We start from the raw sequence: 17,988 nt of genomic DNA on the forward strand, positions 1-17,988 counted from the left end.
TTTGTGGCTATCGGGGGAGCTGCCAGTTAACGGGATCTGCCCCCTGCTGAACCAGAAGTTCGTTGACCCGGCTAAAAGGGCGGGAACCGAAGAAACCCCGCGAGGCCGAGAGCGGGGACGGGTGCGGGGACTCCACACAGGGGTAGCCGCCAAGCAGGGGCCTGCATTTGCGGGCGTCCGCACCCCAGAGCAACCCCACCAAGGGCATGCCCCGCTGCGCCAGCGCCTCGATGGCAGCGGTTGTGACCTGCTCCCAGCCCAGATTGCGGTGCGACCCCGCCTGACCTGCCCCCACCGAAAGCACCCGGTTCATGAGCATAACCCCCTGGGCGCTCCACGCCGTGAGATCCCCGTGGGCCGGAGGTACCAGCCCGGTGTCGGCCTGGAGCTCCTTATAAATGTTCTGCAGCGACCGGGGAATCGGGCGCACCTCGGGGCGCACCGAAAAACTCAGACCCATCGCGTGACCGGGGGTAGGGTAGGGGTCCTGCCCAATCACTAGCACCTTCACCTCGTTCATGGGGTAGGTAAAGGCTCGAAAAATATCGGCTCCAGGGGGAAGAGTTGCCCGCCCGGCCTCGTGCTCTGCGCGCAGGAAGTTACCCATAGCTCGAATCTGAGGCTCCACCGGGGCGAGGGCTTGAGCCCAGTCAGGGGACATAATCTCATGCAGGGGACGGGCAGGCACAGTACTCCTTGAAAGGGATGCGGTATTCTCCCTACTAAGACTAGACCACTGAAAGTTAAGAGATGAGCAGCGAGACCACCGAACCCGCAGAGGGCTTGAGCGAGCTTGAGGTAGCTATTCTCAATCTCGAGAAAAAACGCTTCAAATACCAGGGCAGCAAAGAACAGGCTATTACCCGTACTCTGGGGCTTACCCCGGTTGCCTACTATCAGCAGCTCAACGCTCTGATCGACAACCCCAAGGCAGTTGCCGCCGAACCCGCGCTCACCCGCCGCCTACGGCTCAAGCGCGATGCCCTAACCTAAGCCTCTTAGCCGGTAGGGAGCGTGAGCCCGCTTCACCGGCACCTAGCGTGTACCCTAGTAACTAAAAGCCCGCCACCGCGCACAATCATGAGGACGCCCGTGAACAGCTACCCCCGCGATGAGTTTGACGACATCGATGAGAACAACGCCCGCCGCGGCGCCTATCGCGGTGCTGTTAACGATACTGCGACGTCCCGCGCTGGTCTGCTCGCTATTATTGTTAGCGGCGTGCTGGCCCTCATCGTGGGTGGCACCATGTACGTGATCTCTCCGCGCACCGCCGCCCCCGAGGCGTCCGGCTCAACCAGTGCCACCGCTACCGCATCGGCGAGCCCGAGCGCTGAAGCCACTCCCACCACTAACCCTTCTAGCGTGACCGTTGAGGTGTATAACTCCAGTGCGCCTGCTGGCGCTGCTGCCCAGGCTACCGCAGCCCTCGAAGAGGCCGGCTACACCGTTACCTCTACCGCTAACTGGGCAGGAGCCTACACAGCGGAGTCTTTGGTGTACTTCGCCACAGGGGCGTCCTCAGAAGCCAACGAAATAGCCGACACCCTGGGGCTGCCCACCATCGCCCAGGACTACCAGGCTGAGACCGGTCTCGTCTACGTGGTGCTCGGAGCCGACTTTGACCCCACCAGCCTGCCCGGGGCGCCGTCCTCACCTTCAGCTACTGCCCAAGAAACTGCCGATAGCGGCACCGGAGCGGCAGAGATAGGGCCTAACCCCGGTATACCCACCTCCGTTGATCGCTATAGCTATGACCCGGCCACCGCTACCTTCTATCTAGACCCCACCGGTAACTACATCTATGACTCGGCAACCGGTACCTACCAACTAGGCTAGGGACGCTTACTCGCGGCCAGCGGACGTCCGCCTACCACCTGCCCGGCATCTCTTGTGCGCTGTGGGCGATTAAGGCTCAGCTGGGGGAGCAATAGGTTTGCGCCCCTAGAGCTCAAGTGCCAAGATTGGTATTAGCACTCAGAGGCTTCGACTGCTAAATCATGTGCTAGGTTTAGCCGCCGAACCGCTCTTGAGTAAAACACCTGAAGCGATGCTCTGGTGAGGCGCACCCTACTCGCCCCGACGGCGAGAGATGGGCTGCGCCGTCCGTCGCGGGCACCGAAGAATCGCGCTCACCCCGAATGTTCCAGAAGGAGCGAAAGCCATATGGCAAAGCTGATTGCTTTTGATGAAGAGGCACGCCGCGGTCTTGAAAAGGGTCTGAACACCCTAGCAGACGCAGTGAAGGTAACCCTCGGCCCCCGCGGTCGCAACGTTGTACTGGAGAAGGCCTGGGGCGCACCCACCATCACCAACGACGGTGTTTCCATCGCCAAGGAAATCGAACTCGAAGACCCCTACGAAAAGATCGGCGCAGAGCTGGTCAAGGAAGTCGCCAAGAAGACCGACGACATCGCCGGTGACGGCACCACCACCGCAACCGTCCTGGCTCAGGCTCTCGTCCGCGAAGGCCTGCGCAACGTTGCCGCTGGCGCCGACCCCCTCTCCCTCAAGCGCGGCATCGAAAAGGCTGTAGAAGCCGTCACCGCCGAGCTGCTGGAGTCAGCCAAGGAAGTTGAAACCGAAGAAGAGATCGCCGCAACCGCATCTATCTCAGCCGGTGACCCCGAAATCGGTAAGCTGATTGCTCAGGCCATGGAAAAGGTCGGCAAGGAAGGCGTTATCACCGTCGAAGAGTCCAACACCTTCGGCCTGACCCTGGAACTGACCGAGGGTATGCGCTTCGACAAGGGCTTCCTCTCCGGCTACTTCGTCACCGACGCAGACCGCCAGGAAGCTGTCCTTGAAGACCCCTACATCCTGATCGTCAGCTCCAAGATTTCAAACGTTAAGGATCTCGTTCCCGTCCTTGAGAAGGTCATGCAGTCCGGTAAGCCCCTGCTGATCGTCGCTGAAGACGTTGAGGGCGAAGCTCTGGCTCTGCTGGTTCTGAACAAGATGCGCGGCTCCATCAAGTCTGTAGCTGTCAAGGCTCCCGGCTTCGGCGACCGCCGCAAGGCCCAGCTGGCTGACATCGCCATTCTCACCGGCGGCCAGGTCATCACCGAAGAGGTCGGCCTCTCTCTCGACACCGCAACCATCGACCTGCTCGGCCAGGCCCGCAAGGTTGTTGTCACCAAGGACGAGACCACCATCATCGAGGGCGCCGGCGATGCCGACGCTATCGAGGGTCGCGTAGCCCAGATCCGCGGTGAAATCGCTAACTCTGATTCCGACTACGACCGCGAGAAGCTGCAGGAGCGCCTGGCCAAGCTGGCTGGCGGCGTTGCAGTTCTCAAGGCAGGTGCCGCTACCGAGGTTGAACTCAAGGAACGCAAGCACCGCATCGAGGACGCCGTCCGCAACGCTAAGGCAGCCGTTGAAGAGGGCATCGTCCCCGGCGGCGGCGTAGCCCTGATTCAGGCCGGCGTTAAGGCCTTCGAGAAGCTGGAACTTTCCGGCGACGAAGCAACCGGTGCCAACATCGTCCGCGTCGCTATCGATGCCCCCCTTAAGCAGATCGCCTTCAACGCAGGCCTGGAGCCCGGCGTTGTTGTCGACAAGGTCCGCAACCTGCCCGCAGGTACCGGCCTGAACGCTGCAACCGGCGAATACGAAGACCTCATGGCAGCAGGTATCAACGACCCCGTGAAGGTTACCCGCTCTGCCCTGCAGAACGCTGCCTCCATCGCCGGTCTCTTCCTGACCACCGAGGCCGTCGTTGCCGACAAGCCCGAACCTGCAGCAGCAGCTGCTGCCCCCGACATGGGTGGCATGGGCGGCATGATGTAATTACGTCCGCCTGAGAAAACCGGTTCATTTCCGGTTCCTCACGTGCTGTAAGCTCCGCCACTTCTTGCCCCTGGTAAGGAGTGGCGGAGTTTTTACACCCTTCTGAAAATATGACTAAAAATTTTAGATAATAGTATTGCACTTCACACCAGTCTGTGGGTATGCTTTAAATCACTAAAGAGGTCTTCTCTTACTTTTATTCATCAGTATCAAAGGCGAAACTGAAAGGTGTGAGGCATATGGTTACCATTGTCGATCTTGTTCTCTACGCAATCATCGTGGGGCTCTTGGCAATGTTGCTTGTTGCCTACGCATCCGACGGCTGGACCAAGCTCGAGAAGAAGAGCGCTGAGGCTCTCCATCGCGATCTTGCATTTGGTGCAGGTGGCTAAGAGTTAATAGTGATTGTGTTTTCCTGGAACCGGCGTCTCGGCAACGAGGCGCCGGTTTCTCTATACCCAAAGCTCCACCTATACGACCGGTGGCAGGGAGCTGTAAAATAGTGAAGTTATGCGTTGCCACTACTTCGATGCCGGCCTCTGCCGCTCATGCTCTCTACTTGAAACCCCCTACACCAATCAGTTAGCGGGTAAACAGCATGACGCCCAGACCCTGCTCGAACCCTGGGCGAGCCTCAGCTGGCTCCCACCTGTAGCAAGCGCAGACCAAGCCTTCCGCAACAAGGCCAAGCTGGTTGTAGGAGGAACCTCCCAGCAGCCCACCCTCGGTATTCTCGACAGGCAGGGGCAGGGCATTGACCTCACCGACTGCCAGCTTTATCTGCCCGCAATTAGCCGGGCCATACCCGTCCTTGCTGACCTGATCCAGCGGGCTGACCTTACCCCCTACAGCGTTCAGAAGCGCAAAGGGGAACTTAAAAACATTCTGGTGACCGCTTCCGATAGCGGCGAACTGATGGTCCGCTTCGTTCTGCGTTCCAAGAAACTCATTGTTGCGCTCAAACGAGAACTGCCCTGGCTTCACGAACAGTTACCTCAGCTCGCGGTAGCGAGCGTCAACCTGCTGCGCGAACACGTTGCTCTGGTCGAGGGTGATGAAGAGATTATTCTGACCGAGCGCACCACCCTGCCCATGCAGGTTAACGATATGACCCTGCATCTGCGCCCCCAGAGCTTCTTCCAGACCAACACCCCCATCGCAGCTTCCCTGTACCGTCGGGCTCAGACATGGGTCAGCGAAGCTGCACCGGCCAGCCTCTGGGACCTCTACTGCGGGGTAGGGGGCTTCGCCCTGCACGCTGCAGCGGTCATGCCAACGGGGGCTACCGTAACCGGTATTGAAATTAGTAGCGAAGCTATTGCCTCTGCCCGGCGCACCGTCGCTGAACGCGGACTTGCGGGTTTACACTTCATTGCCCAGGATGCGCCCGACTATGCCACCAGTAGCGGCCAGGTACCCGAGATGCTGATTGTGAACCCGCCCCGCCGGGGGCTGGGGCCGCAGCTTTCTCACTGGATCGAGGGCAGCGGTATCGACCAGGTGATCTATTCGAGCTGCAACCTGCGCTCTCTCGTCAAAGATCTCAAAAGCATGCCGTCGATGGAGCCCGTGCAGGGGCAGGTAATGGATATGTTCCCGCACAGCAACCACTACGAGACGATTATGCTACTCCAGCGTAGCCGCTAAGTGCGCCACCATTTTTAGGTTCTCATCAGGCCTGTGTACTAGGGTGAAAGAAGCCCAACTCCGCTCCCCGAATAAGTGTGAAAGAAAGTAAAATGCCTCAGTTCCCTGCCCTGCCTTCGCCTTTTATGCTGGCTGAAGGCACTACCGTAGTGCGGGCTGAAGGTGCCCTGACTCCGGTGAGCGAGGCAGACGCTCTGAGCCTGGCCCAGCGCCGGGGCTCTGCGGTGGTGGGACTGATACCTTTTGACCCGGCCGCTCCGGCCCAGCTTGCTGTCCCTGACCGCTGGGTGCGAGAAGATATCCCCCTACCCGATGACGATACGGTGGATCAGCCGGATCCTGCCCTGGTTGAGGGAATTGACAGCGACGTGTACCGGGCAGCCGTCGCCCATGCCGTTGAGCTGATGAACCGGGGCCAGCTTGATAAAGTCGTCCTGGCCCGCCTGCTACGGGTGCAGTACGAGCAGGAGCTCAACCTGCCCCATCTTTTTGATACCCTGCGTGCCCAGCAGCAACGGGCTACCGTTTTTAGTGCTCAGCTGCCCAACGGTAACTACCTTATGGGCGCCTCGCCCGAGCTGGTGTTTCAGACGGAGGGGAGCGCGTTTCGAACTGTCCCCCTGGCTGGCTCCGCTGCCCGAACTGCCACCCCGGGGAGCACCGACGACGCCCAAATCGGTGAGGCCCTCATGCGGTCCGCTAAGGACAGAGCCGAACACGCAACGGTGGTCAATGACATCCGCCAGCGGCTAGAGGCCCTGACCGTGCAGATGGATGTGCCCGCCGTACCTTCACTTATTTCTACACCCCAGCTCTGGCACCTCAGTACGCCGGTCACCGGCCAACTGCTGCCCGGTGTCTCGTCGCTGCAGGCTGCCCGTGCTATTCACCCCACTCCGGCTATTTGCGGCACACCTACAGAGGTGGCCCGGGGGCTGATTGAAGAGCTAGAGCCTTTCGACCGGGGCTTCTTCGGCGGCCTGGTGGGCTACATGGACGCCCACGGGCAGGGGAGCTGGTACCTGGTTTTGCGCTGTGCCGAGGTTGCTCCGCTACAGGCTACCCTTTTTGCTGGCGCCGGTATTGTGAAGGATTCAACCCCGGCCGGTGAGCACGCTGAGACCGCAACCAAGCTGGGGACCTTCGCCCGGGCCCTGGGGCTTAATCTGGGCTCCCTAGAGCGCTAGTGCATTTCTTGCTCTAGCGCCCGGCGCACCATGAGCGGCGCCGTAACCCTGTGGCTCGTGAGGGCATGGGGCTGGTCACTGGCAATAGCTAGTAGGTAGGTGCCTTCGTGGACCTGCCAGGTCACCCAGTAGGTGCGGGGCTGGGCCTCACCGGGTAGCTGTACTGAGGCTCTAGCCGTAAGCCCGTGGGCATCTTCCAGAGCGGCGGGCAGGGGCGGCAGAGCCAGCATAACGGTGCTGGGCGCTAATGCCAGGCCGTAGCCGGTAGCCTTGAGTACCGCTTCTTTGGCGCCCCAGAGTAGGTGCCTTGCCAGGGCTGCCTCCGCCGCAGGTAAGGACGCCACCACCCGCTTTTCGTAGTCGGCGAGGGCGATGCGGTCGAAGCTATCATAATAGCTACCGCGCACAGTAATGAGATCGAGCCCTATACTGAGCCCTGCCGGGCCGGTTACCCCTGCCGTCAGCCCTAGGGCCCTTGCCATGCTCAGGTTGACCCCCTCAATACGTGGCTTGCCGTGGGGCTGCCCGCTTCCGCATAAAAGGCAGGTGCGGTCTACCGCGATGTCTGCGGCCGCCGTCGCCTTAACCCCGAGCAGGGTTGCCGCCATACACCGCATGAGGGTGTGCTGGGCAGCAAAAGCAAGTGCTTCGTCCGGGTTCTTGAATTCAGCGGCTCTTACCTGCTCCTCAATACCGACATAAGCCAGCCAACTCACCCCGTGACCCGTGCGGAGGATCTCTGCGGGCATGCTAAAAAGGGTGATCTGGGCGCTCGCTGACCCGGCGGAAGCTGAAGGGTGAACCATGATGACCATTCTAGCGGTGACGCCCCAGGTGAGGCGGCGCGTAGAATAAAAGGCGCCTGCAACCTGAAAGTTCGAGGACTATGACCGAAAAAATCATCGCTGCCGCCGATGGCTCTGCCCTGGGTAATCCCGGGCCCGCTGGCTGGGCCTGGTATATCGATAGGGACAACTGGGCTGCCGGTGGCTGGGAGCACGGTACTAATAATATGGGTGAGCTCAAAGCGGTGCTTGACCTCTTTGAATCAACCGCAGACCGGGCAGATGAGCACCTGCACGTTATCTGCGATAGTCAGTACACCATCAACTCCATCACCAAATGGATGCCTGGGTGGAAGAAAAAGGGCTGGAAGAAAAGCGACGGTAAGCCTGTGCTCAACGTCGATTTGATGCAGGCCCTCGACCGGGCTATTCAGGGGCGGAGCTATTCCTTTGAGTGGGTGAAAGGGCATACCGGCCACCCTCTGAACGAGGCCGCTGATGAACGGGCCAACCGGGCAGCCCAAGCCTACCGCGACGGCACTCCGGTAGAGACCGGGCCAGGCTTGGGATCTAATCGTGGTCTTAGCTCCGCGAACAGTGCAAGTCTTGAGCCGTATAGTAGGGACTTGGAACAGAGTCTGGCGCCACAGGCTTCCGAGAGCGATTTAGACCCCGTAGCCGAGGCCCTGGCTCACGAAGAGCAGATGCTCAAGCCCTCTATCTACGGGTCAGAAAAGCTTGTGGGGGCTCTGATGCACCCTGAGCTTACCTGGGTCGTCCCGACCGGCCAGGTAACAGATCGGGCAACCGTCCTGGCCTACCGGGAGCGGGCCTGCGCGGCAACGGGAACACCTGAGATTCTTTCCTCGGTTGCCCTGGGGCAGGACGCTGCCCTGCTGGTATCGAAGGTACCTACGGCACGAGGAACCCTGCTCCGCTCAAGCACCTGGGTGCTCGCCGGCGGCAGCTGGAAGCTCCGCTACCGCCAGGACACCGCGACGAGAGACTAGCCCACAAACATGGCAGCGTTCGCCATTTCGGTTTCTGAATAGTTCACGCCTGCTCGTGAGAGCGCTTCGTTAATCTGGGCAATCGACTCTTCCACCTGGTGCTGGGTAGCCCGCCAGTGGGCGAGCACGCCCTGGAAATTGGCGGACGCCGAGCCCGTCCACGACCCCTGAAGGTCCTGGAGCGAGGCTGTGAGGGCATTGACCTCTGAAACGATGGTCTCTACCTGGGCGCGGGCCTGGGCTGATTTGCTGGCAATGAGGTCTGCATCGACATTGAACTGGGCCATGGGGCTCTCCTTTGAACAGGGGGATATGAGGGGTACCAGGTGCCGATAGGGTGAGCTACCTGATGCCTTTGAGCCTACGGGGGAGCTAGCTCTGGCCGGAAGAAAAAGAGCACCTGTGGAAAACCCCGCCCCGTCAGTCGAGCTGCCAGGGCGGGGTTTTGCACACCTCTAGAAGAAAAATATGGTGCAGTGATGACGTCTCTATGACGGCTTCTAGCGGCTATCCACAGGGGCTCTGCACCAGCGGCTCTGCACCAGGGGCGCAGCAAGCTGCCGAGGGCAAGAAAGTCCTGACCAAACTTCTAGAGCGTCAGAATAAGGCCTGGTCTAGGCCTGCTCACCTGCTGCAAGCGGAATAGGGCCGGTGTGGTCACTGTACTGGGGAATACGAATAGTGAAGGTAGCTCCGCCGCCTTCTGTCTCTTCAACCCGCACCGTTCCGTCATGCTGGCCTACAATCGCAGCGACGATTGCTAGCCCCAGACCGGTTCCACCCGTCTCACGGGTGCGTGAGGTATCAGCCCGGTAGAAACGCTCAAAGACGCGCTCGGCGTCCTCACCGTGAATACCCGGGCCGTGGTCACGGACCTGGAGCACGGACGTCCACGTGCCATCAACGCCCGGCACCGACCCGACCGCAATTTCAATCGGGGAGCCCGCTGGGGTGTAGCGCAGGGCATTGGTCATCAGGTTGGCGATGACCTGGCGCAGTCTTTGCTCATCGCCCCAGACCAGGGAGGTAAGAGCTTCTGCACCCTCTAGCCCCACCACCTCGATGGTGCGGTCGGGGGCCGAGGCGAAGGCGTCATTAGCGGCGTCCGTAGCTAGCTTCAGCAGGTCTACCGGGGCGTTCTCGGCAACCCGGCGCTCGTCGAGACGAGCCAGGGTCAAGAGGTCTTCTACCAGCTGGCCCATGCGCTTCGACTCTGACTCGATGCGGTCCATAGCCATTGCCACGGCCTCATCGTTGGGCAGGCCGCCCATACGGTAGAGCTCAGAATAACCCCGAATCGATACCAGCGGGGTGCGAAGTTCGTGCGAAGCGTCGCCCACGAAACGCCTCATCTTCACCTCTGACCTCTTTTGGGCGTCAAAGGCCTCTTCAATGTGCGAGAGCATGGTGTTCAAAGAAGTGGTCAGATGACCAATCTCGTTGTAGGGGCTGTAGTTCTCAATACGCTGGGAGAGGTCGCCTGCGGCAATCTGGGCTGCAGTCTGTTCCACGCGGGCTAGGGGTTCAAAGGCCCTGGTGACAATTACCCAGGTCAGCGCGATGGAGGCAAGAAGGGTGGCCACACCAAAGAGCATGGTGAGGCCGCCCACGATAGCTACCGTCTGGTTGATCTGGGTCAGGGGGGCGGCGATGACCAGGGTCTGGTTGGTGTCCTCAACCGGGAAGGCGATCAGCCGCCATTCTGTGTGGCCGCTGGCTGACCGTACCGTCAGTGCAGCCTTGTTGTAGCGCTTGACGTTATCAGCGGTCAGGCCAGAGATGACGGGGGAGGACGACTCATCGGCCAGTGTTGCCACCGGGCGTACGATATTTCCGTCGCTATCTAGCAAATATGCTTCATAGGGAATGAAAGTCCCCTGGGTCTGTGAGAGCTGCTGGTCGGCGTAGACCGCGGTCACCAGGTAGCTGTAGCTGGCAGTAATCTCGTCATCGAGTTGGTCCATCATCTTGGCTCGAATCGCTGAAATCGCGACCAGAGACATCACAGAGATAGCCAGGGCCAGCAGCATAGATGTTAAAAGCACGAGCTGGGTTCGCAAGGAGAGCGAACCCAGCCGGTGCACAGAGAGACGAGAGCGCAAACTCGTAACCCCTTAGTTTTTGTTAGCGGTACGAAGCAGGTAGCCGACGCCGCGCTTGGTATGAATCAGCGGGGGTAGGTTCTGGTCGTTATCAATCTTGCGGCGCAGGTAGGAGATGTAGGACTCCACGATGGAGGCATCGCCGTTGAAGTCGTATTCCCATACGTGATCCAGGATCTGTGCCTTGGAGAGTACACGGTTGGGGTTGAGCATCAGGTAGCGCAGGAGCTTGAACTCGGTGGGAGAAAGATCGATTTCGCGATCGCCGCGGAAGACCTCGTGGGCATCGTCGTCCAGCACCAGATCATCTACGCGCAAGCGGGAATCTTCTTCGATGTGGGGCTGGGTGCGGCGCAGAACGGCGCGGATGCGGGCAACAACCTCGTCCAGGCTGAAGGGCTTGGTGACGTAGTCGTCGCCGCCTACGGTGAGGCCGGTGACCTTGTCTTCGGTGTCGTCCTTAGCTGTCAGGAAGAGGACGGGGAAGAGGCGGCCGGAGCTACGCAGTTTACGGGTGACGGTGAAGCCGTCCATATCGGGCAGCATGACATCGAGTACGGCCAAATCGGGCGACTCGGTCTCAGCCTTCTCAAGAGCCTCACGGCCGTTGGCAGCGGTGACAACCTCAAAGCCCGCAAAACGCAGGGAGGTTGCGAGGAGCTCTAGAATGTTGGGTTCGTCGTCGACGACCAGCAGTTTTGCTTCAGGTTCTTTGGTATTCACGCTTTTAATTGTGCGCTTACTACCTGTGCACTAGCTGTGTGCAGCTGTATGTTCTGCTGAGTTTGCTTTAGCCATGCTGGGAAAAGGCAGTAAATACGCCGTCAGCTAAAGGCCGGTTTTTAGCTAGCCCGGCGGCGGAGCAGGGTAAGGAAGAGGGCACCTAAGAGGGCCAGAAAAGCCAGGGGTAGGGTGAGCAGGGGAGCTAGGCTCAAAAAATTGGGTGCCTGCCCGGTAGCCCACTTGAGCAGGAGCATGGTGACGCCGCAGACAGTTCCCACCAGCATGAGGACGCCGGCGGTAAGCCCCAGCGCCCGGATAGCTCCGCCGTAGGGCAGCTCTGGAATTTCGGTTCGTTCAGAAGACATACCTCTACGCTATCAAGGCCAGCTATACCTACCTAAAGAAGCAGCGGTATTACGCCGCGAGGAAGAGCGGTGACCACACCTCCCACCGGCCTGCTTTAATAGGAGTATGACTGAAGAGGTAAAAGACGAGCTAACGGCCCCCGGCGCTTCGAGCGCAGAAAGCTACGAGCAGCCCGGCCTTGAGACTGCCGAGCAGGCCCCGGCGTCCGCCCCCGAACCTACCCTGGGCGAGCCCACTCGCCGCCGCCGTACCAGCAAGGTCGACGCCGTCCTTGCCGCTGCTAAAGATGTTGCCCTCGCAGGCCTAGCCGATATCGCACCCGAAAACTCCATCGGCCCCGTCCACCACCTGCGTGGTGAAGAAGAGCGCCTGACCACCCACCTCTTTGAGTGCACCCTACCGGGCTACCGAGGCTGGTTCTGGTTTGCCACCCTCTCACGCGCTCCCCGGTCAAAGGTCGCAACCGTTTGCGAAATTGGCCTCCTGCCCGGCGATGACGCCCTGCTTGCCCCGGCCTGGGTACCCTGGGCCGACCGCCTACTCCCCGAAGACCAGGAAGAGCAAGACTACGACCACGAGGACGTAGATTATAGTGACGTGTCCTCAGAGAAGGAGGACAGCACTGAAGCTGCCGAAGAAAACTCCGCTGAAGATACCCAGGACGGTGCCAGCGCTGAATGACCTCCACCCAGAGACGAGAACCCCAGCCCATGAACGGAAGGAATAAAACCTTCCGCTCACTGTGGATTTTTAACTACCGTCTCTGGTTTATTGGTGCCCTTGTCTCTAACATCGGCACCTGGATGCAGCGCACTGCCCAGGACTGGTTGGTCTTCAACGACCTTTCAAGCCATGACTCTACCCAGATGGGTATCGTCATCGCTTTGCAGTTCGCCCCGCCCCTCTTCCTAGCCCCCTATGCCGGGGCACTTGCCGATAGGGGCGATCGGCGAAAAATTCTCCTGTGGACCCAAAGCATCATGGGCCTGCTGGCCCTCGGGCTGGGCCTCCTGGTGCTATCGGGCCATGTTGCTATCTGGCACGTCTACCTCTTCGCGCTAGCCCTGGGCATCGTCTCAGCTCTGGACTCCCCGGTACGGTCAACCTTCGTCTCAGAACTTGTCTCAGACGCAGACCTGCCTAATGCCGTAGCGCTCAACTCCATGTCCTTCAACGTCGCCCGCATGATCGGGCCGGCGGTTGCCGGCCTGCTGGTTGTTGCGGTGGGCACCGGGCCGGTCTTCCTGCTGAACACGGTGACCTTTATAGCTATGATTCTGGCAATCATCGCTATCCGTGAGAATGAATTACGGCAGTTGCCACGGTCGTCCGCCGCTCACAACCGGGTGCGCGACGGCCTTACCTACCTCAAACATCGCCCCGACATCATCGTGGTGATGGTGGCAGCCTTCCTCATTGGTACTTTCGGCCTGAATACAGCCCTCAATATTGCTGCTATGGCCACCACCGAATTCGGGCAGGGCGCGGGTGAATTCGGGCTGCTGAACTCCGTTGTTGCCATCGGCTCGGTGACAGGCACCCTGCTAGCTGCCCGGCGGGATACCCCACGCATGCGGTTCATGTTTGCCTCCTGCCTGGGATTCGGCGTGGCAACCCTACTGGCGGCACTCGCCCCCAACCTCTGGCTGTTTGCCCTGGCCCTGATTCCGCTCGGGCTCATGGCACTGACCATCATCACCTCAGCAAACGCCTACGTGCAGGTAACAACCGAGCCTGCCATGCGAGGGCGGGTTATGAGCGTGTACATGGCTGTATTCATCGGCGGTACCCCTATCGGCTCACCCCTGGTCGGGCTGGTCAACGACGTCTTCGGCGCTCGCTGGGGCCTGGGTGTTGCCTCTGCCTCCGGTTTTCTGGCGGCCCTGATTGGGCTGATCTGGATCATGAAATATAAGCACCTGCACTTGCACTACGACAGGCAGGCCCGTACCCGCCTGGTGCTGCGTCCGCGCCCTGAAACCGCTGAGAGCCCTGACCGGGAGCCGCCCCCGGTCACAGCAGCAATCGACCTGCAAGAACCCCGCTAAAGTTTAAGAAAAGAAGGACGCCCCTCCCCGCCTTCCTGCCCGGTGGCAGGTGAGCGGGGGAGCGGCGTCCTTATCTTTGCGCAGCTACGACTACTTGAGCTTTTCAACCACGTAGTCGATGCAGGCAAGCAGAGCCGAGACATCCTCGGGGTCAATAGCGGTGAAGGTGGCAATACGCAGCTGGTTGCGGCCCAGCTTGCGGTAGGGCTCGGTATCGACGATGCCGTTAGCACGCAGGGCTTTGGCAATAGCAGCTGCATCGATGCTCTCATCGAAATCAACGGTAGCGATGACGTTGGAGCGCTCAGCAGGGTTAGCCACAAAGGGGGTGGCATACTCGCTAGCCTCAGCCCAGGCATAGACACGACCCGCAGAATCAGCGGTACGGGCTGCTGCAAAAGCCAGGCCGCCCTGCTCGTTCATCCACTTAATCTGCTCATTGAGCATAATCATGGTGGCCAGAGCCGGGGTGTTATAGGTCTGGTTGAGACGGGAGTTGCTAATAGCAGTAACCAGGTTCAGGGAATCGGGAATCCAGCGGTCAGAAGCGGCGATACGCTCAGCGCGCTCAACCGCTGCCGGTGACCAGAGCCCCAGCCACAGGCCGCCGTCGGAGGCAAAGTTCTTCTGGGGTGAGAAGTAGTAGACGTCGGACTCGGCCACGTTAACATCCAGGCCGCCAGCAGCACTGGTAGCGTCAATCAGCACCAGGGCATCATCGGCGATACCGGCAGGGCGGGCTACCGGGGCAAAAACACCGGTTGAGGTTTCGTTGTGGGGCCAGGCGTAAACGTCTACGCCCTCTTCAGCACGGGCCTCGGGCCGGGTACCGGCTTCAGAAGAAATAACGGTGGAATCAGCCAGGAAAGGGGCCGCCTTGGTGGCTGAAGCAAACTTAGAGCCAAACTCACCGAAGGTCAGGTGCTGAGCCTTGTTCTCAACCAGGCCGAAGGTTGCGGCATCCCAGAACGCGGTGGCGCCACCGTTGCCCAGAATCACCTCGTAGCCATCGGGTGCAGAGTAGAAAGCGCGCAGGCCCTCGCGAATCTCACCGACCAGGTTCTTGACCGGGGCCTGGCGGTGGGAGGTACCTAGCAGGGTAGTGGCAGCAGCTGATACGGCGGCAACCTGCTCGGGGCGTACCTTAGAGGGGCCAGCACCGAAACGGCCGTCGGCAGGTAGCATCTCGGTGGGAATCACGGGAAAAGTGGTCACTGAATATCTCCTAGACATGAGCAGCACATGTGCCGTGGCGGCTATGCGTTGATGTGAGGGAGGGGGTGCCGCCGGCGTCCTGCTGTTTCTATTGTGCAACCTGCGCGGGCCCCGCGGCCCTCAAGTACCCCGTACCGGCCCAAAATGTGGGGAATAAATTTATATAGTGAGATGGTCCTGGGGTGTAGCCGTTGAGGTGCGGGCGCAACAATTTCAGCTCTTGAAGAGAGTAAACGCTTCCCTGACCTAGTAGCGCATACAATTAAGGTCAAAACCACTGCACCTAACAACCCGTGCACCGTGCGGGCTGGCCCAAGGAGATTCGAGAAGGCATGACAGACCTCATTGATACCACCGAAATGTATCTGCGCACCGTGCTGGAGCTTGAGGAAGAGGGCATCACCCCCATGCGCGCCCGTATTGCAGAGCGCCTAGAGCACTCCGGCCCCACCGTTTCTCAGACCGTCGCCCGCATGGAACGCCACGGTCTGCTCACCGTCGCTAGCGACCGCTCCCTCCAGCTCACCGAAGAAGGACGACAGAAGGCAGTGGAGGTGATGCGCAAGCATCGTCTAGCTGAGCGCCTGCTCGCCGACGTCATTGGTCTTGACCTGGAATACATCCACGAAGAGGCCTGCCGCTGGGAACACGTCATGAGTGAACGTGTGGAGCGCCGCCTGCTGGAACTGCTCAATGAGCCCAAGTTCTCCCCCTACGGCAACGCGATTCCCGGCCTGGAAGAGCTGGGTGCCGAGAGCGAGGAGAACGACGGACGCACCGTCACCATGTCGATTGCGGGCCGCGACTCATCTGAAGATGACCGCTTTACCGTGTCTCGCCTACCCGAGTTTATTCAGACCGACGTGCAGCTGCTGAAGCGCCTGGGTGATGCGGGCATCGTCTATGGTGCAACGGTGTCGATTCTGGGTAATAAGGACGGCTCCGTGCTGGTTCACGCGGACGGCGAGGACGAATCACTCACTCTCAGCGCCGAAGTAGCAGAAGCGATTATCGTTAAAAGATAACAATTTGGTAACAAAATTAGAGCTCTACTAGCCAGTGGGGCTCTTTTTTGTTGTCAAATCGTGATGTTTTTGTGGGTGAAGGGTGCCTGCTAGATCTGCCGTAGAGGGCTTGATGGGTGAATTTAAGGCTCTGCAGAGGTCGACTTTGCCCCAACAACCCTTAAGTGGTGGGGTTCTCAGTTAAATTAATGCTGGCAAAACCCTGATAGTGGGAAGTTGTGCTGGGGTTTTTGAGACGCGACAGAACCCCTTTATATCCCCTTGTCAAAACCAACTCTATGTGCCACATAAGCCCCAGCTGGACGCGTCCTGAAAGCCAAAAAATCAATCACCCTGCTTTGCATTCCGGGGGCCTTGCAACAAAATCGTGACCAAAGCGTGACAAACCAGCCCAGGCTGTGTAATGTTCTATTTCGTGCTCATCGCTGGTCGGATCAGCACCCTACGAACAGCACCGCCTAGTTCTGCCACTGTTCACAGGAAAACAAACAAAATAACATTACGGCAGAAGCGGGGGACCCACCTTTCGGGCTCTCCACCGAGAACCCTAGGGGTTAAGTCGCAGACTCTGCGGCCGAGCGAACTTCATGCTCGAACCCGACAGCTCACCTCGTTCGGCAATGGAGGAAAACAAAATGGCTAAGTCAACCATCGTACGCACCGCAGGTATCGTTGCAGCATCAGGCGCCATGCTCGCCGCAACCGTTGCACCCGCAAACGCATTCGCAGTAGCTGAAGTATCAGCACCCGCCCACTCAGCACCTGCCCTGGCTTCACACTCTTACAACTACAACACCTGGGGCTACGAAGCTACCTCAACCACCACCGTTGAGACCACCTCAACCGTCGCTCCCCAGGCAACCGCAACCGCTGCAGCTTCCAGCAACGTTGACCTCTCAAACGCTCGTGAAACCGTTCTGGCAGCTGCCTACGACGGCATCGGCGGCTCCTACGTTTGGGGCGGCAAGTCCTACAAGGCTTGGGACTGCTCAGGCTTCGTCTCCTACGTTTACGCACAGGCTGGCATCAACCTGACCGCCTACACCTACACCATGGCAACCGAGCTGACCCCCACCTCAAACCCCCAGCCCGGTGACATCGTCTTCACCAACGGCTACGCACACGTAGGCATCTACGTCGGCAACGGCCAGATGATTTCAGCTCTCAACCCCTCACAGGGCACCCAGCTGACCGCTGTTGACGGTGGCGGCTTCATGCCCGTCGACGGTTACTACACCGCTGGCATCTAAGACTTCTCACACAGTATGGGGCAGTCACTACTGCCCCAGCCGGTGACGTTCACTCAGTAGCTGGTCACTTTCCTACTGGAAAACGAACACAAGAATTCCTACCACACATCACACGGTATGGATCCCCCGCAAACATTACGTTTGTATATGCGCACCAGACGACCAGCTGGGGCGTATTTTTTATACCCACTTTTCGACTCCGGTAGAAGGCACAGCTAGGATTGGAACTATGTCGCAGAAGTTAAACAGCCCCCAATTCGAAAGCCCAGCCGGTTCATCCGACCAAGAATTCACCTACATGGCCATCGGAATGGTAGCCGGCGCCGTACCCGGTATCGTCCTTGGCCTCATCATCGCCATCTTCGTCGGGCATGCAGCCATGTGGATCTCCATCACCGGCGGCATCGGCATCGTCCTCGGCCTCATTACCTCCCGAGTAGCCTACAACAAAAAGAAAACCCGCAACTAGCCTCCAACCGGGCACAAAAAGAGAGGGCATGCCAGCGCTCCGCGCAGTATGGCATCAGCAAAGCTAGCTCTAAAACCGGCTAAATCCGGCCTGGGGGCCGTATTTTTAACGCCGGGCACAAAAAAGAGGGTATGCCAGCGCTTCGCGCAGTATGGCATACCCTCTCTTTTTGTGCCCCCGAGACGATTCGAACGTCCGACACCCGCTTTAGGAGAGCGGTGCTCTATCCCCTGAGCTACGAGGGCGCAACTCCACCAGTTTACACGAAAACCTGTACGCCACCCGAAAAGTGCAAGTACCTGTGGATAAGTCGACGGCATATGCACTTTTCCTGCGGCACTAAGACGCGCTAACCGGCCCCTGCGTCCA

Annotated in this window: 19 protein-coding genes, 1 tRNA gene and 1 riboswitch; of the genes, 12 read left to right on the forward strand and 8 right to left on the reverse strand. The window is 59.5% G+C overall.

The genetic code is table 11. The features are described 5' to 3' along the window. Window positions 1-7: 7 nt before the first annotated feature. Window positions 8-688, reverse strand: coding sequence for a uracil-DNA glycosylase (locus ACEE43_RS09970; RefSeq protein ID WP_272878383.1), 681 nt, complete (start codon window positions 686-688; stop codon window positions 8-10). A gap of 62 nt (window positions 689-750) precedes the next feature. On the opposite strand from ACEE43_RS09970, the gene ACEE43_RS09975 reads away from it, so the two are divergent. The 6 genes from ACEE43_RS09975 (at window position 751) to ACEE43_RS10000 (ending at window position 6,626) form a co-directional block, all read left to right on the forward strand. After that, complete coding sequence (locus tag ACEE43_RS09975; RefSeq protein WP_237195108.1) at window positions 751-993, forward strand: DUF3263 domain-containing protein; 243 nt, start codon at window positions 751-753, stop codon at window positions 991-993. A 99-nt stretch (window positions 994-1,092) separates the two neighbouring features. After that, window positions 1,093-1,839 (forward strand): LytR C-terminal domain-containing protein, encoded by a 747-nt coding sequence (locus ACEE43_RS09980; protein ID WP_431464066.1) that lies wholly within the window; start codon window positions 1,093-1,095, stop codon window positions 1,837-1,839. Window positions 1,840-2,166: 327 nt separating this feature from the next. Beyond that, a complete protein-coding gene (gene groL / locus ACEE43_RS09985; RefSeq protein ID WP_135013265.1) occupies window positions 2,167-3,792 on the forward strand; it encodes a chaperonin GroEL in 1,626 nt (541 codons plus the stop codon). Between the two features lie 239 nt (window positions 3,793-4,031). Further along, window positions 4,032-4,184 (forward strand): hypothetical protein, encoded by a 153-nt coding sequence (locus ACEE43_RS09990; RefSeq protein ID WP_237205995.1) that lies wholly within the window; start codon window positions 4,032-4,034, stop codon window positions 4,182-4,184. A 118-nt stretch (window positions 4,185-4,302) separates the two neighbouring features. Beyond that, window positions 4,303-5,439, forward strand: coding sequence for a 23S rRNA (uracil(747)-C(5))-methyltransferase RlmC (gene rlmC / locus ACEE43_RS09995; RefSeq protein ID WP_449107530.1), 1,137 nt, complete (start codon window positions 4,303-4,305; stop codon window positions 5,437-5,439). Window positions 5,440-5,531: 92 nt separating this feature from the next. Continuing rightward, window positions 5,532-6,626, forward strand: a complete 1,095-nt coding sequence (locus ACEE43_RS10000) for an isochorismate synthase (protein ID WP_449107531.1) — start codon at window positions 5,532-5,534, stop codon at window positions 6,624-6,626. On the opposite strand, the gene ACEE43_RS10005 is transcribed toward ACEE43_RS10000, so the two are convergent. Continuing rightward, window positions 6,623-7,432 carry a 4'-phosphopantetheinyl transferase family protein gene (locus ACEE43_RS10005; RefSeq protein WP_449107532.1) on the reverse strand — a complete coding sequence of 270 codons (810 nt, stop codon included), beginning with the start codon at window positions 7,430-7,432 and terminating at the stop codon, window positions 6,623-6,625. The two genes, ACEE43_RS10000 and ACEE43_RS10005, sit on opposite strands and share 4 nt — an antisense overlap. A gap of 80 nt (window positions 7,433-7,512) precedes the next feature. On the opposite strand from ACEE43_RS10005, the gene ACEE43_RS10010 reads away from it, so the two are divergent. After that, complete coding sequence (locus tag ACEE43_RS10010) at window positions 7,513-8,421, forward strand: RNase H family protein (protein ID WP_449107533.1); 909 nt, start codon at window positions 7,513-7,515, stop codon at window positions 8,419-8,421. On the opposite strand, the gene ACEE43_RS10015 is transcribed toward ACEE43_RS10010, so the two are convergent. The 4 genes from ACEE43_RS10015 to ACEE43_RS10030 all read right to left on the reverse strand — a co-directional run bounded on the left by ACEE43_RS10015 (window position 8,418) and on the right by ACEE43_RS10030 (window position 11,611). Next, a complete protein-coding gene (locus ACEE43_RS10015; protein WP_237195082.1) occupies window positions 8,418-8,708 on the reverse strand; it encodes a WXG100 family type VII secretion target in 291 nt (96 codons plus the stop codon). The genes ACEE43_RS10010 and ACEE43_RS10015 overlap by 4 nt on opposite strands. A 327-nt stretch (window positions 8,709-9,035) precedes the next feature. Then, window positions 9,036-10,451, reverse strand: a complete 1,416-nt coding sequence (locus ACEE43_RS10020; RefSeq protein WP_449107618.1) for an ATP-binding protein — start codon at window positions 10,449-10,451, stop codon at window positions 9,036-9,038. An 84-nt stretch (window positions 10,452-10,535) separates the two neighbouring features. After that, on the reverse strand, window positions 10,536-11,246 hold the full coding sequence (locus ACEE43_RS10025) for a response regulator transcription factor (protein ID WP_185174100.1): 711 nt from the start codon (window positions 11,244-11,246) through the stop codon (window positions 10,536-10,538). A 119-nt stretch (window positions 11,247-11,365) separates the two neighbouring features. Continuing rightward, window positions 11,366-11,611, reverse strand: a complete 246-nt coding sequence (locus ACEE43_RS10030; protein ID WP_237206000.1) for a hypothetical protein — start codon at window positions 11,609-11,611, stop codon at window positions 11,366-11,368. Between the two features lie 106 nt (window positions 11,612-11,717). On the opposite strand from ACEE43_RS10030, the gene ACEE43_RS10035 reads away from it, so the two are divergent. After that, window positions 11,718-12,293 (forward strand): DUF3027 domain-containing protein, encoded by a 576-nt coding sequence (locus ACEE43_RS10035; protein ID WP_237185127.1) that lies wholly within the window; start codon window positions 11,718-11,720, stop codon window positions 12,291-12,293. Window positions 12,294-12,322: 29 nt separating this feature from the next. Beyond that, entirely contained in the window at window positions 12,323-13,660 is a 1,338-nt protein-coding gene (locus ACEE43_RS10040; RefSeq protein WP_449107534.1) for an MFS transporter, read from the forward strand. Window positions 13,661-13,750: 90 nt separating this feature from the next. On the opposite strand, the gene serC is transcribed toward ACEE43_RS10040, so the two are convergent. After that, window positions 13,751-14,893, reverse strand: coding sequence for a phosphoserine transaminase (gene serC, locus ACEE43_RS10045; protein WP_237199296.1), 1,143 nt, complete (start codon window positions 14,891-14,893; stop codon window positions 13,751-13,753). Between the two features lie 314 nt (window positions 14,894-15,207). On the opposite strand from serC, the gene ACEE43_RS10050 reads away from it, so the two are divergent. The 3 genes from ACEE43_RS10050 to ACEE43_RS10060 all read left to right on the forward strand — a co-directional run bounded on the left by ACEE43_RS10050 (window position 15,208) and on the right by ACEE43_RS10060 (window position 17,619). Continuing rightward, a complete protein-coding gene (locus ACEE43_RS10050) occupies window positions 15,208-15,900 on the forward strand; it encodes a metal-dependent transcriptional regulator (RefSeq protein ID WP_237185124.1) in 693 nt (230 codons plus the stop codon). Between the two features lie 486 nt (window positions 15,901-16,386). Next, a riboswitch (cyclic di-AMP (ydaO/yuaA leader) is annotated at window positions 16,387-16,531 on the forward strand. A gap of 4 nt (window positions 16,532-16,535) precedes the next feature. Next, the gene (locus ACEE43_RS10055; protein WP_449107535.1) at window positions 16,536-17,150 is read left to right on the forward strand and encodes a C40 family peptidase; all 615 of its coding nucleotides are present in this window, start codon (window positions 16,536-16,538) and stop codon (window positions 17,148-17,150) included. A 229-nt stretch (window positions 17,151-17,379) separates the two neighbouring features. Continuing rightward, the gene (locus ACEE43_RS10060; protein WP_449107536.1) at window positions 17,380-17,619 is read left to right on the forward strand and encodes a hypothetical protein; all 240 of its coding nucleotides are present in this window, start codon (window positions 17,380-17,382) and stop codon (window positions 17,617-17,619) included. Window positions 17,620-17,791: 172 nt separating this feature from the next. On the opposite strand, the gene ACEE43_RS10065 is transcribed toward ACEE43_RS10060, so the two are convergent. Then, window positions 17,792-17,864 (reverse strand) — tRNA-Arg (locus ACEE43_RS10065). Between the last annotated feature and the right edge of the window lie 124 nt (window positions 17,865-17,988).

This window comes from Rothia sp. 11254D007BW (assembly GCF_053548195.1).

What these genes read in the sequence shown, in the direction of transcription:
- ACEE43_RS10060 (WP_449107536.1), top strand. Translation starts at nt 17,380, where the DNA reads ATGTCGCAGAAGTTAAACAGCCCCCAATTCGAAAGCCCAGCCGGTTCA.
- serC (WP_237199296.1), bottom strand. Translation starts at nt 14,893, where the DNA reads ATGTCTAGGAGATATTCAGTGACCACTTTTCCCGTGATTCCCACCGAG.
- ACEE43_RS10035 (WP_237185127.1), top strand. Translation starts at nt 11,718, where the DNA reads ATGACTGAAGAGGTAAAAGACGAGCTAACGGCCCCCGGCGCTTCGAGC.
- rlmC (WP_449107530.1), top strand. Translation starts at nt 4,303, where the DNA reads ATGCGTTGCCACTACTTCGATGCCGGCCTCTGCCGCTCATGCTCTCTA.
- ACEE43_RS10055 (WP_449107535.1), top strand. Translation starts at nt 16,536, where the DNA reads ATGGCTAAGTCAACCATCGTACGCACCGCAGGTATCGTTGCAGCATCA.
- groL (WP_135013265.1), top strand. Translation starts at nt 2,167, where the DNA reads ATGGCAAAGCTGATTGCTTTTGATGAAGAGGCACGCCGCGGTCTTGAA.
- ACEE43_RS10030 (WP_237206000.1), bottom strand. Translation starts at nt 11,611, where the DNA reads ATGTCTTCTGAACGAACCGAAATTCCAGAGCTGCCCTACGGCGGAGCT.
- ACEE43_RS10005 (WP_449107532.1), bottom strand. Translation starts at nt 7,432, where the DNA reads ATGGTTCACCCTTCAGCTTCCGCCGGGTCAGCGAGCGCCCAGATCACC.
- ACEE43_RS10015 (WP_237195082.1), bottom strand. Translation starts at nt 8,708, where the DNA reads ATGGCCCAGTTCAATGTCGATGCAGACCTCATTGCCAGCAAATCAGCC.
- ACEE43_RS10020 (WP_449107618.1), bottom strand. Translation starts at nt 10,451, where the DNA reads ATGCTGCTGGCCCTGGCTATCTCTGTGATGTCTCTGGTCGCGATTTCA.
- ACEE43_RS09975 (WP_237195108.1), top strand. Translation starts at nt 751, where the DNA reads ATGAGCAGCGAGACCACCGAACCCGCAGAGGGCTTGAGCGAGCTTGAG.
- ACEE43_RS10000 (WP_449107531.1), top strand. Translation starts at nt 5,532, where the DNA reads ATGCCTCAGTTCCCTGCCCTGCCTTCGCCTTTTATGCTGGCTGAAGGC.
- ACEE43_RS10010 (WP_449107533.1), top strand. Translation starts at nt 7,513, where the DNA reads ATGACCGAAAAAATCATCGCTGCCGCCGATGGCTCTGCCCTGGGTAAT.
- ACEE43_RS10050 (WP_237185124.1), top strand. Translation starts at nt 15,208, where the DNA reads ATGACAGACCTCATTGATACCACCGAAATGTATCTGCGCACCGTGCTG.
- ACEE43_RS09990 (WP_237205995.1), top strand. Translation starts at nt 4,032, where the DNA reads ATGGTTACCATTGTCGATCTTGTTCTCTACGCAATCATCGTGGGGCTC.
- ACEE43_RS10040 (WP_449107534.1), top strand. Translation starts at nt 12,323, where the DNA reads ATGAACGGAAGGAATAAAACCTTCCGCTCACTGTGGATTTTTAACTAC.